Source organism: Chryseobacterium sp. G0201 (assembly GCF_003815655.1).
Lineage (GTDB): Bacteria > Bacteroidota > Bacteroidia > Flavobacteriales > Weeksellaceae > Chryseobacterium.
In genome coordinates, this window is record NZ_CP033917.1 from 731,743 (window position 1) to 744,986 (window position 13,244).

Here is a 13,244-nt window from a genome sequence, read left to right on the forward strand (position 1 = left end):
GTTATTTAATAATAAATTTTATATTTTCATCTTCAAAAAATTTCCACATTTCCGCCATTGATTTATTTGGATTTTGTATATCAAACTCTCCAAGCTTTTTAGCGTTAGCAATAGCAGTTGGAATCTTATCTTTTAGTTGAGAATAGATATCTTTTTGCTTAGTAAAGTATGTTTGACTTTTTTCATAGTCCTTTAAGTACTTTTTTAATTCTTTTTGAGCTTCATCACAATTTGAGAAATTCTTCGAAGTGAAATTGAAATGAAGCAAAAACCAAAATTCTAAACATGTATTATTTACAATAACAATTACTTTTTCTGAAAGTTTTTTCTGAATATATTCATAATATTCTTTGAACTCTTGACTTCTTGGTTTATCGCCTTTTTTACATTCTTTAGATTCTCTTTCAATCACATCGTAATCTACAATCCAAAAAACCCTATTATAATCCTCGGCTAATTCCTTTATTTTTTCAAATTGTTTAGCTAATGTACTTTTTTGTGCTAACTTAGGTTCTATATTTATTTGAATTTCTCTTTCAATTCTTTTAAGCATTTGAAAAAACCAGACTTCACAACCACCGTCACCGACAATTGCATATGCTATTTTTATTTCACGTAAGATTCTTTTATTCGCTTTCATTCAAATCAATATAATAATCTCCTAAATTTGGAACTCCCCCCAATTTTCCAGACTTATAAGCGTTAAAAACATTTGATGTATCTCTCACAACAGAAGAGTCAAAATCGGCTAACGAATAAAGTTCAGTTGCTGAATCTTCATTTTTATCTGTAAACCAAATGACATCATCTCGGAATAAATCTCTATTATTTAAAATTTCTCTGTTATGAGTTGTCACGATTAGTTGAGAATTTTTTGAATTCACAATAAATAAGAATAGAAAATGTTGAAACAAGTCAGGATGTAAAGAAGCTTCTAATTCATCAATTGGCATTATAAATCTCTCGAATTTAATTAACATATTTAATAATCCAGAATAACCTAAATATCTCTGAGTACCTTTTGATTCGGAATCTACGTTTAATGAATAGTTCTTACCTTTGACATTATGTGTCAAAGTTACTTCTCTAATTTTAGCTTTATCTCTTAACTCTTCAACGGCCTTATTTCCATACTTTTTAGAAAAGAAACTTACTGTATCATCATCTAAATCCTCATTTTGAATATTTAAATCTAAATCACTAATATTTAGATCAGCTTTCTGTAAAATATTTAGTATAAATGATTTACTTATATTTTGCTCTTCTAATAAGAGTGTTACAAATTCTTCAGACTTTTTATTATCAATAGCTAAATTTAATAAATTTTTAAACCATTCCGAACTCTCCATAAGTTCAAAACTATCTAAATTAGCTTTTTGAAACCCCCCTAAAACCGTATTATTCCAAAGTGTAAATATTTCAAGATTATCTTCTAAAGTTTTGCGTTTTTTAATCTTGCTTCCAAATTTTATTGAAGTTAATTCCTTCTTTTCGTTAGTATGCCTTTCAAAAATTAGAGCCTTATTTGTATTGTAATTAAAAAGTTTCTCAAATATGATACAGTTCTTATTTAATTCAACTTCATAAAAATATTTTACTCCACTTTGAACAAATTCTAATTCAAATTTTGTATTTTCTCTAGGAGTATTTTCATCAAAGAGAAAAGGTTCAAAATTGAATTTATCAGTTTTTTTATCAAAGGGATTTGTACAAATCTCTCTTAAAAAATCCAGCGCTTTTAAAACCGTAGTTTTTCCAGAGGCATTTGCACCATAAATCAAAGCTAATTTATTAAGACGTAATCCTTTAATTGGCTCAATAATATAATAATTTTCTAAATGGTCAGATTTATTGGCTAAAAAAGATAGAGTTTGCTTTTCTTTTATAGATCCAAAATTTTCTACACTGAAATTAATTATCATTTTTCATTTTATTTTTGTAAACCATTTACAAATTTATATATAAAAATTGAATTATATTAGAATTATAATTCTTCTAATTCTAGATTTAAATATTTTTTCGTTTTATAATCCTGCCAGGTTCCTATGATTTTATTTCCTTGCAGATCCGCTTCTACAAAGCCTCTCAGTATCCATTGTCTGGCTTCTTCACTGTAATAATCACTTTCTACAAGCGAAAGATGACTTCCTTGTATCTTTCCATTCCACTCGATCAGTTTTTTATTTTTATCATACCAATATATCGCAGAAAAACTACCGTCATCATACAACCGGTTGATCAAAACGGTAACAGGATATTTTCCATCAATTTTTCCTTTATATAGTTTATTGCTAAGGCTTGTTTTATCAATTTGCGTCGAACCTGATAGCAAATTTTTAGCATAAGGGCTCCAATATTTATCCAGTTCATTGTAAGGAAACTCAACGACATGACTGCCCAGCTCATCAAGCGCTCTCATTGCATGGTTAGAGCATCTGCCTGCAATAAATCTTATTTTATCCTTTCCGAAATAATACCCTATATCATCTAAACTATATGCTGTAAAACATTCTTCATATATGGAAATCTGATCTAAAACCTCTTCTGAAGGATTTTTCTCTGATTTTAATTGTGAAAGAAAATCATCAACCTCTTTCTTTACCTGTTTCTGAATTAAATTTTCAACTGTTTTTATTGAATTGGCTTGAAATAAATTTTTAGCATTAATAAAGTTCCCCGTTCTCAAATCAAAATTTTTCCAGATTGAAAAACTTTCAGGATAAGCTCCCGAAGCTTCACCATCTAATGCAATGCTTAAAATATTTTTAGGCGTTTCTAATTTTTCCCAACTGTAAAAATAAACGTAATTGGAATATGAAGTTTTTCCTGTAGAAACCAGCTTAAAAGGATTTCCTTCTGCTCCGGGAATATATTGTAATTGATTAACCTGCAAAAAAGTATTGATCTTATTTTCTACTCTAGGATTTTCAGTATAAGAAACCAATGGAAAAACAGAATCTTCAGTCTTCGGTTTCAAATCTGTTATTTTTACATTTTTCTGTTGCGAAAAACTTAAACCTGAAATAAGCAAAAAGAATAAAATTTTACTTCTCATTACTTAGATTTTAAATAAAGGGTAATAAATCTGGCTACCAACGTAGAGATCCCCAAAATGATAAACATAATGGCGAATTTCTTTGAACTTCTGAAACCCGGATTGTTTGTTTTCTTTAAAAATATTCCGAATATGATAAACAGAATTGGTAAAGCAATTTGCAGCATTATTTGTTTCTTAATCTGTTAAATTCGTTGATAACTTCGTGGTGCGTTACCGTTTTATCTTTAAAATACGTCACAAAATGTTGCTTTTCTTCTTCCGTAGCTCCCATTTGATTCAAAATGTTGAACAAATGCATTTTCATATGACCTTTTTGAATCCCCGTTGTCACCAAAGAACGTAACGCTCCAAAGTTTTGAGCCAAACCGGAAACCGCCAAAATACTCATCAATTCCTGAGCGGAAGGTTTTCCTAATAAGGCTAAAGAGAATTTTACCAAAGGATGAAGATTCGTTAAACCTCCCACAACTCCAACTGAAATTGGAAGATCGATCCAGAATCTGAAAATTCCGTTATCCGTTGTACAATGAGTTAATGAAGAATACTTTCCGTTTCTTGCTGCGTATGCATGAGCGCAGGCTTCTGTTGCTCTGAAATCATTTCCTGTTGCGATCACCACAGCATCTACTCCATTCATCACGCCTTTATTGTGAGTTGTCGCACGGAAAGGTTCAATTTCAGCAATCGTAACCGCCTGTTTGAATTTTCTTGCAAATTCTTCATTGGAAATTCCGCTGTCGTCTTTTAAATCTTCAATTTTACATGAAACCTCAGCTCTTACGATACAATCAGGCGTAAAATTGGAAAGAATATTCATCACAATCTGCAAAGAATTTCTTTCTTCTTCCGTAAAATCTTCACTGGTGGCAACTTCCTGCTTTAATGTTTTCCCGAACTGTTCAAGACAAGAATTAATAAAATTCGCCCCCATCGAGTCTACCGTATCAAAGCTTGCTTTCAGCTGGTAGTAATTAGGCATTTCTGCGGTTTTATCAATTAATTTAATATCTAAAATTCCGCCACCACGATTTCTCATGTTTGCCGTAATTATTTCGGTCGTTTCGAGTAATTTTTTCTTTAATTTAAAATTAAAAAAATGCTGCAGTTTATGAGATTCTACATCAAATATAAAGTGAGTGTGACCTAGTTTTTCGTTATTGATAATGGTAGTTTTAAAACCTCCTTTATCAATCCAGAATTTTGCAGCTTTAGAAGCCGCCGCTACCACCGAACTTTCCTCAACAGCCATCGGAAGAGCGAATAATTTTCCATCTATTAGGAAATTGGGTGCAATTCCGTAAGGCATGTAAAAATTGGAAATTGTGTTTTCAGAAAACTCTTCGTGAAGCTTCTGAAGCTCAGCATTATCGTTCCAATATTGTTTTAATATATTTTGATATTCCTCGTTTCCTTCAAGATATTCTGTGACAAGCCAGTCGATTTTCCCTTGTTTTGTCAGCTTGGAAAAACCTTCTACGGGTTTATGGTTCATATGGATAGGTTTTTATTTCTTATTATAGGTATGAAAAATCGCAAGTTTACGATTTCACTCATAAATTAATGACCGTAAATATACTAATTTTGTCTCTGCCAATTGTTGATAACTTCTATCAAAAAAGATTGACATTTATCAATTTTGGAACTACATTTGAACAGAAAATAATATTTAATAATAACATTTTCAATAAAAAAAATGAATTTTGAACGTCTGAAAGAAAAACTCGAAATCCTTGCCGATGCAGCGAAATATGATGTTTCGTGCTCATCCAGCGGAGGATCGAGAAAGAATAAAAAAGGCGCTTTGGGAGACAGTTCCGCAAGCGGAATTTGTCATACCTATACGGAAGACGGGCGATGTGTCTCTCTTCTCAAAATTCTATTGACCAATCACTGTATTTACGACTGTGCCTACTGTGTGTCCAGAAGTTCGAATGATATTAAAAGAGCCGGTTTTACGGTTGAAGAAGTCGTTGATTTAACGATAAATTTTTATCGCAGAAATTATATTGAAGGATTATTTTTAAGCTCAGGTATTTTTAAAAATGCCGACACGACGATGGAACGTTTGGTTCGTGTTGCAAAAAAATTACGCCTTGAAGAAAATTTTAACGGATATATTCATTTAAAATCAATTCCCGGAGCAAGCGACGAATTGATGCAGGAAGCCGCTTTGTATGCAGACAGATTATCTATTAATATTGAAATTCCAACAGAAAGCGGATTAAAATTATTAGCTCCTGAAAAAAATCGACAGGATATGCTCAATCCGATGAAATATATTCAGAACGGGATTTCTCAATATAAAGATGAAAAGAAAATTTTCAGAAAAGTTCCGAAGTTTGCGCCTGCCGGACAATCAACTCAAATGATTGTTGGTGCAACGAATGAAAATGACCTTCAAATCATCAAAGTGGCTGATCATTTTTATAAAAATTATAATCTTAAAAGAGTTTATTATTCAGGTTATGTACCAGTTTTGGAAGATAACAGATTACCCGCTTTAACAACGGCAGTTCCAATGCTTAGAGAAAACCGTCTGTATCAATCTGATTGGTTGATGAGATTTTATGGTTTTAAAGCAGAAGAAATTTTAGATCCGAATATGCCGTTTCTTGATTTGGAAGTCGATCCGAAATTGAGTTGGGCATTAAGACATTTGCATCAATTTCCTATTAATCTCCAGACTGCAGATTATCAAATGATTTTAAGAATTCCCGGAATTGGCGTGAAAACAGCGCAGAAAATTGTCAGTGCAAGACGTTTTCAGGTGTTGACAATAGAACATTTGAAAAAATTGGGAGCAGCGGTGAATCGTGCTAAATATTTTATTGATTTTACTGCAGGGAATATTCATTTGAGACATTTGACTGATATTAATCTCAGAAAACTGTTGATTGGTGGAAGTACATCTAAATTCCAGAATCAGTTTTCACAGCAATTAACTTTATTTTAAACTTCTTAAGCACAAATGTTTTTCACGAATTTTACTAACAATTCTAAGACTTAAATACCAAATAAATTCACTCTAAAAACTCCCAAACTCTCCAACTCAATAACTCTCTAACTCAACATGACTACCTTACTCTACGACGGAAGTTTCGACGGACTTTTCACAGCGATATTTGAAGTTTTTGAATATCGTTATAAAGATGTAGAAATTGTAAGTCGAGAAAGGTTTTATCAGGAAAATATTTTTGCTGAAATTCATGAAGTAATCACTCAAAATGAAAAAGCAGAAAGAGTTTTAAATAAATTGGAACAAAACATCGGCAAATCCGGGATTCATGAATTATTAAAAGTTTTTTTATCCGAAGATATTGAACTTGAACAGCTTATTTTATCTGCTGTAAAACAATCGATACAACATCCAGATAAAAATATTCTACAAAATTATGCAGATCATGATATGTTGAAAATCTCTAAAATTGGGAAATCCGTAAGTAGAGAAAGACATAGAATGACCGCATTTGTTCGCTTTGAAAAAATGCAGGATGACGTTTTTTTCGCCAAAATAGATCCTGACTTCAATGTACTTCCTTTAATCAGAAAACACTTTAAAGACCGTTACCAAGATCAAAAATGGATGATTTACGATCTGAAAAGAAATTACGGAATTCTCTATGATCTGGAAAACTGTGATTTTTTTTATCCTGATGAAAAATTAGACTTACAGAAATATCAGCAGAAATTTCATGATGAAGAAACGCAATATCAAACGCTTTGGCAGAGATATTTCACGAGAACTAATATTGTGGAAAGGAAGAATTTGAAATTACATATTCAACATGTTCCGAGGAGGTACTGGAAATATTTGACGGAGAAGAATTAGTATATTTTTTTTCTTTCTACCACAGATTACACGAATTTGTACAGATATTTGAAAAAATTATTTTAATCAGCTTTTAGGAATTGCTCAATCGATTCACCTACTCTCCAATCCTTTTAGTAAAAATATTTTGTAGTGGTAAGATCTAGATATCAATGCCTCAGAAACCAAAACTGCGAGATATATTTTTAAACCGACAAATTTTAGAAGTTTTTAATAATTTATATTCAAAACAATTATAAAGTTACTGCCATTATCTGAACTTGTTTTTGTAAATTTGTGTTCGAAATTTTTTACTAGATGAAAGAGAGTGCTGTAAAAAAAATTGCAGTTCTTACTTCAGGGGGTGATTCTCCGGGTATGAATGCAGCATTAAGAGCGGTGGTAAGAACCGCAAATTACTATAATATCGAATGTTACGGAGTAAGAGAGGGCTATAATGGTCTTATCCACGACGAATTCCTGAAAATGGGACCTCGTTCCGTAAAAAATATAATCAACCAGGGCGGAACTATTTTGAAATCTGCCAGATCCAAGGAATTTAGAACCAAAGAAGGCCGTCAGCAAGCCTACGACAACTGTGTAAAACATGGTGTTGATGCATTGGTTTGTATCGGTGGTGACGGAACTTTCACAGGAGCAAAGATCTTTAATGAAGAATTCGGGATCAGAGTAATTGGCGTGCCGGGAACTATCGACAATGATATTTTCGGAACTGATAATACGATTGGTTACGATACTGCTTTGAATACCGCAATGGAAGCGATCGATAAGATCCGTGATACGGCAACTTCCCACAACAGAGTTTTCTTTGTTGAGGTAATGGGTCGTGATGCAGGTTTTATTGCACTGAACAGCGGATTGGCAACGGGTGCTTTAGATATTTTAATTCCTGAGAAAAAAGACAGCATAGATGAGCTTTTTGCAACATTCAGAAATGCTGAAAAAACAGGAAAAGCATCAAGTATTGTTGTGGTAGCTGAAGGTGAAAAATTGGCTAACATTTACGAATTAGCAGAAAAAACAAAGCTGGAATTCCCAGACTACGACATCCGTGTTGCTATTTTAGGGCACATCCAGAGAGGAGGATCACCAAGCTGTGCAGACAGAGTTTTGGCAAGCAGATTGGGATATGGCGCTGTTACAGGATTAATGGAAGGAAAAACAAATGTAATGGTAGGAATGCGTTCCAACGATATGGTATATACAGCCATTGAAGAAGCCATTAAAAAACATAACGAAATCAACAAAGATCTATTATTGATTTCAGAAATTTTAGCAATCTAATATTTTATAATTTAAAACAAACTATTATGTCAACAATTAAAGTAGGTATCAACGGGTTTGGTAGAATTGGACGTCTTGTTTTCAGAGCAATGACTGAAAGAAGCAACATCGAAGTTGTAGGAATCAATGACCTTATCGATGCTACATACATGGCTTACATGTTAAAATATGATTCTGTACACGGAATTTTCCCTGGAGAGGTATCTGTAGAAGGTAACGATCTTGTGGTAAACGGTAAAAGAATCAGAGTAACTGCTGAGAGAGATCCGAACAACCTAAAGTGGAACGAAATTGGCGCTGATTATATCGTAGAATCTACAGGTTTATTCTTGTCTAAAGATTCTGCTCAGGCTCACATCAATGCCGGTGCAAAAAAAGTAATCCTTTCTGCTCCTTCTAAAGATGATACCCCAATGTTTGTAATGGGTGTAAATCACACTGAACTTACAGACGATATCAAAATCTTATCAAACGCTTCTTGTACTACAAACTGTTTAGCGCCTTTAGCTAAAGTAATTCACGATAACTTCGGGATCGTAGAAGGTTTGATGACAACGGTACACGCTACAACTGCAACTCAAAAAACTGTTGACGGTCCTTCTGCGAAAGACTGGAGAGGTGGTAGAGCTGCTCTAAACAATATTATCCCTTCTTCTACAGGTGCTGCTAAAGCGGTAGGAAAAGTAATCCCTTCATTGAACGGAAAATTAACAGGTATGTCTTTCAGAGTACCAACTGTTGACGTTTCTGTAGTTGACCTTACGGTAAGATTAGAAAAAGCTACTTCTTACGAAGAGATCTGTGCTGCTATCAAAGCTGCTTCTGAAGGTGAATTGAAAGGTATTCTTGGATACACTGAAGATGCTGTAGTTTCTCAGGACTTCATTGGAGACAAGAGAACTTCTATCTTCGACAAAGACGCTGGTATCATGCTTTCTCCTAACTTCGTAAAACTTGTTTCTTGGTATGACAATGAAATGGGTTATTCAAACAAGTTGGTTGATATGCTTGTACACGCTGCTTCTTTATAATTAGAAATAATTTTAAGCAATATATAAAGTCTTCCAATTTGGAAGGCTTTTTTGTTTTAAAGTCACCTTCCGACAATAAAAAAATACCTCTCAAAAAAAATTTGAGAGGTTTTTAGTTTATCCTTTTCAACAGCTAACGAAAATTTTAAACTTTATCATTAATACACTGTTCTCTGCAAAACAGCGTATTTCTTATTTTTTATTGTTTGATTAAAATTTTTCTGAACGAAGAATAAGTGTAGAAATATTCAACTGTAAAGCTAAACAGTTTAAAGAAAGTTTTCACGGTTATTAACTACACAAAGTTTAGAATTTTATCCCGATAAAAAAATCCCCCTTTTGAGGTATTTTTAAGAAAATTTTAACTATTTTTAAGCAAAACTGAATCATGCAGAACTCGGAGAAAGAACACCCTTTAATTGAAATTTGGAATAGCTATCCTGGCGTCAGGAAAAATGATAAGAAAACTCTACAAAGGCCTCCGATAGAAAGAATCATTGGAGAAATGTTCGCTATTGGAAAGTTCTATTACTATGTCTTAAACCTTACCAACAGTACAGTTTCTCATCATCATGAAAATATTTTACAGCTTCATGGTCTAAAAAAATATCCGGAAAATCTAAAAGAAGTTATAGATCTCACCCACCCCGATGATATTCCGTTTGTCATGAAAGCTGAACAAACCGTCATCGAAAAAATGCTGGAAATAGGTCTTGATCACCAACTTTTCATAAAATCAAGTTATTGTTTCAGAATGAAAACCGCTAATGGAAGTTATGAATTGTTTCATCATCAGGCAATTCCGACTCTGGAAGATGAAAACGGACATATCATTCAATCTATAAATATTCACACCAATATTCATCATATCACAAAACAAAATCCGTACACCGTTTTGGTTTCGGGAATAGGTCCAAGAAACGATTTTCATCAAATCAAAATTGAAGATGAATTGTTATCAAAGCATTCCTGCATGAATTTAACAAAAAGAGAAACCGAAGTGATATCACTTATCGCTAAAGGATATTCCGGCGCTGAAATATCAAAAATGCTTATTTTATCTGAACATACCGTACGGACACATCGAAGAAATATTTTAGCAAAAACAAGCTCAAGAAACAGCAAAGAACTCGTAAAAAAAGCTTTTGAATGGGGACTTGTTTAATGTAAATTGTGAATGGTCAATAGTGAATTAATTCTATCAAAAATTCACAAGCAAAGCGATTTAACAATTAACTATTCACCTTTAAATCCTGATAAATCTCACCAAGGAATTTCGGCTTAAAACTTGTATTTTTATACTTGATGGAAAAAGCAATTTTACAACCTCGTTTTAAGGACTCTCAACATTTCAAAGACTTTTGGAGTAAAGGCAACGGAAAACAACTTACTGAATTTTCAGGAGCAGAAGTGAGTTTTAGAGATTTTGAAAAATTCGCTCCCTATTTTTATCATGTTGATGAAATTGGGGATGAAGTTGTAAAAGACGTTTATCTCACTAAAAAATTCAGTGAAGGCTCAAAAGAAATTGAAGGCTACATCCGAAATGGAGTTTCAGAAAATGACAACGTTCCTGAAAGTGTAAAAAAGTTGTTTTCACAAACACAACACGTCCCTGAATGGCTTGATTATGATTTGCTTAAAAGCGGCGCCGAACTTTGCATGAGAAGTAATCTGGATTCTTTAATCTCCCTGAGAGATTACTGCTTAATTGGTGGTTACGATTATGCTTACCTCAACAAACCACTTATTGTAACCGAAGCTTTGAAGAAAGGAGCCGTAAAACGTCTTTCCGAAACATTGGATTTCTGGGTCAATGCAACAAGGTACAATGCTCTGGAAATCCACGCAAAAGGTTATGAATTTGCCATCAAAACTCGATTAATCCATTCCTACGCAAGACTTTCGATTAAAAAACATTACAAAGAATGGGATACCGAAAATTGGGGTGAACCCATCAATTCCTGGGATATGATGGCTACGTACATTGGCTTCAGTCTGGTTTTTCTTCACAGTCTTAAAAAATTAGGAAATACATTTTCCACTGAAGAAGAAAAAGGCCTTTTCCATCTTTGGAAATATGTCGGATATCTTTTAGGTATCCCCGAAAATCTTTTACCGGGCGATAAAAAACAAGCTACAGAATATTTTTATTTATGGACTTCCGTTCAGCCACCTGCCGACAAGGATTCCGCTTTATTGGCTCATTCTCTTTTGAATGAATCTTTAGAAAATCCAATCTTAAAATTTAAGTTTCAACGAAAAAATTTACGCTATCTACACATTTGCTGTACATGGTTTTTATTGGATGATGAAGTTTGCAGAAGATTGCAAATTCCGGATGTTCCCAACAGAAATTTATTTCCCAATACCAAAATAATCATTAATAAAATTTACGACAATTTGGTGAATCGTAATGCCAGAATTAAGAGAGGTAACAAGGCTCAATTGAAAGTGTTGGAAGATTATTTGAGAGTTACCAAAAATTCAAATTTTCATTAATTTTTTTAGAAGCTAATTCCCGCTTTCCACTATATCTTTTTCGCCAACGCTTTTTTTCAAAGCCATTTCAGAAAAAGGATGTCGTTGCAATCGGGGCTAGATTGAGATTGTATTTTCAACAGTTCAACGTAGAACAAAAGTTTGTCATCCTGAAAGGATCCAAACACTAATCTTTCCATCATATTTTCTAATACTATTTCGAGATCCTTTCAGGACAACAACCTTTGTGGATGATTGTTAAAAGAAGAAAAGTTTAAATAAGCTCAATATTAAAAGAATGTTTGAATAGTAAAAATATTCACAAACTTTACCCCTCAATAAACAACACGACTTTAATCCTGCATTTAATTCGTTTTGAATAATATACCCTATCGAATTTTATATTTTTTTAACTATAAAATCAATTTTCAGGAGCAAATAATATTAGTTTTTGAAGGTAAAATTCCGTATTTTTGAGCAATTATTTTAACAACAGATGAGCAACATAGAAGATAAGAAAAAAGCATTAGCATTAGTGCTTGACAAGCTAGATAAAACATACGGAAAAGGAACTGTAATGACGTTAGGAGATAGTGCAATCGACACTACTATCGAAGTTATTCCTTCAGGATCTTTAGGATTAGATATCGCTTTAGGCGTTGGTGGTTATCCTAGAGGAAGAATCATTGAGATCTACGGACCTGAATCTTCAGGTAAAACAACTTTAACGCTTCACGCGATTGCAGAAGCTCAGAAAGCAGGCGGAATTGCTGCATTTATCGATGCAGAGCACGCTTTTGACAGAGGGTATGCAGGAAAACTAGGAATTGATCTTGAAAACTTGATCATTTCTCAACCGGACAATGGTGAACAGGCTTTAGAAATTGCTGACAACCTGATCCGTTCAGGAGCAATTGACATTGTGGTAATTGACTCAGTAGCTGCCTTGACTCCAAAAGCAGAGATCGAAGGTGAAATGGGAGATTCTAAAATGGGTCTTCATGCAAGATTGATGTCTCAGGCGTTGAGAAAATTGACTGCAACTATTTCTAGAACAAAATGTACCGTAATTTTCATCAACCAGTTGAGAGAAAAAATCGGTGTAATGTTCGGAAACCCTGAAACGACAACGGGTGGTAACGCATTGAAATTCTATGCTTCTGTAAGAGTTGACATCAGAAAAGCAAGTGCACCTATCAAAAACGGAGACGAAGCTGTAGGAAGCCGTGTAAAAGTGAAAATTGTGAAAAACAAAGTTGCTCCACCTTTCAAAATGGCAGAATTCGACATTATGTACGGTGAAGGTGTTTCTAAAACAGGAGAAATCCTTGATGCTGCAGTAGATATGGGAATTGTGAAGAAAAGTGGTTCTTGGTTCAGCTACGGCGAAACTAAGCTAGGGCAAGGTCGTGATGCTGTAAGAGATCTATTAAAAGACAATCCTGAGCTTTCTGAGGAATTAGAAAACAAAATCAAAGAAGAATTGAAAAATAAGGCTAACTAAGTTTTTCAATAAAAAATAAAAATCGGCGGAGCTAAAAGCTCCGCCGATTTTGTTATT

At 33.5% G+C, this 13,244-nt stretch carries 11 protein-coding genes; 7 read left to right on the forward strand and 4 right to left on the reverse strand.

The window, feature by feature from the left end:
• Position 1: 1 nt before the first annotated feature.
• The 4 genes from EG348_RS03265 to EG348_RS03280 all read right to left on the reverse strand — a co-directional run bounded on the left by EG348_RS03265 (position 2) and on the right by EG348_RS03280 (position 4,550).
• On the reverse strand, positions 2-640 hold the full coding sequence (locus EG348_RS03265; protein ID WP_123980638.1) for an RloB family protein: 639 nt from the start codon (positions 638-640) through the stop codon (positions 2-4).
• A complete protein-coding gene (locus EG348_RS03270) occupies positions 627-1,922 on the reverse strand; it encodes an AAA family ATPase (protein ID WP_123980640.1) in 1,296 nt (431 codons plus the stop codon). The genes EG348_RS03265 and EG348_RS03270 overlap by 14 nt, the downstream gene beginning before the upstream one ends.
• Positions 1,923-1,984: 62 nt before the next feature.
• Positions 1,985-3,055 carry a hypothetical protein gene (locus tag EG348_RS03275; protein WP_123980642.1) on the reverse strand — a complete coding sequence of 357 codons (1,071 nt, stop codon included), beginning with the start codon at positions 3,053-3,055 and terminating at the stop codon, positions 1,985-1,987.
• A gap of 166 nt (positions 3,056-3,221) precedes the next feature.
• Complete coding sequence (locus tag EG348_RS03280; RefSeq protein ID WP_123980644.1) at positions 3,222-4,550, reverse strand: hydroxymethylglutaryl-CoA reductase, degradative; 1,329 nt, start codon at positions 4,548-4,550, stop codon at positions 3,222-3,224.
• Positions 4,551-4,751: 201 nt separating this feature from the next.
• Here EG348_RS03280 and EG348_RS03285 point away from each other — a divergent pair, with 201 nt between their 5' ends.
• The 7 genes from EG348_RS03285 (at position 4,752) to recA (ending at position 13,187) form a co-directional block, all read left to right on the forward strand.
• Positions 4,752-6,011, forward strand: a complete 1,260-nt coding sequence (locus EG348_RS03285) for a putative DNA modification/repair radical SAM protein (RefSeq protein ID WP_123980646.1) — start codon at positions 4,752-4,754, stop codon at positions 6,009-6,011.
• A 117-nt stretch (positions 6,012-6,128) separates the two neighbouring features.
• A complete protein-coding gene (locus EG348_RS03290) occupies positions 6,129-6,887 on the forward strand; it encodes a TIGR03915 family putative DNA repair protein (protein ID WP_123980648.1) in 759 nt (252 codons plus the stop codon).
• Between the two features lie 297 nt (positions 6,888-7,184).
• A complete protein-coding gene (pfkA, locus tag EG348_RS03295; RefSeq protein WP_123980650.1) occupies positions 7,185-8,171 on the forward strand; it encodes a 6-phosphofructokinase in 987 nt (328 codons plus the stop codon).
• A 26-nt stretch (positions 8,172-8,197) separates the two neighbouring features.
• Positions 8,198-9,202, forward strand: coding sequence for a type I glyceraldehyde-3-phosphate dehydrogenase (gene gap, locus EG348_RS03300; protein ID WP_072410691.1), 1,005 nt, complete (start codon positions 8,198-8,200; stop codon positions 9,200-9,202).
• 388 nt (positions 9,203-9,590) lie between these two features.
• The gene (locus EG348_RS03305; protein WP_123980652.1) at positions 9,591-10,367 is read left to right on the forward strand and encodes a LuxR C-terminal-related transcriptional regulator; all 777 of its coding nucleotides are present in this window, start codon (positions 9,591-9,593) and stop codon (positions 10,365-10,367) included.
• A 140-nt stretch (positions 10,368-10,507) separates the two neighbouring features.
• The gene (locus EG348_RS03310) at positions 10,508-11,704 is read left to right on the forward strand and encodes an oxygenase MpaB family protein (RefSeq protein WP_123980654.1); all 1,197 of its coding nucleotides are present in this window, start codon (positions 10,508-10,510) and stop codon (positions 11,702-11,704) included.
• Positions 11,705-12,179: 475 nt separating this feature from the next.
• Entirely contained in the window at positions 12,180-13,187 is a 1,008-nt protein-coding gene (gene recA, locus EG348_RS03315) for a recombinase RecA (RefSeq protein WP_123980656.1), read from the forward strand.
• Positions 13,188-13,244: the final 57 nt, after the last annotated feature.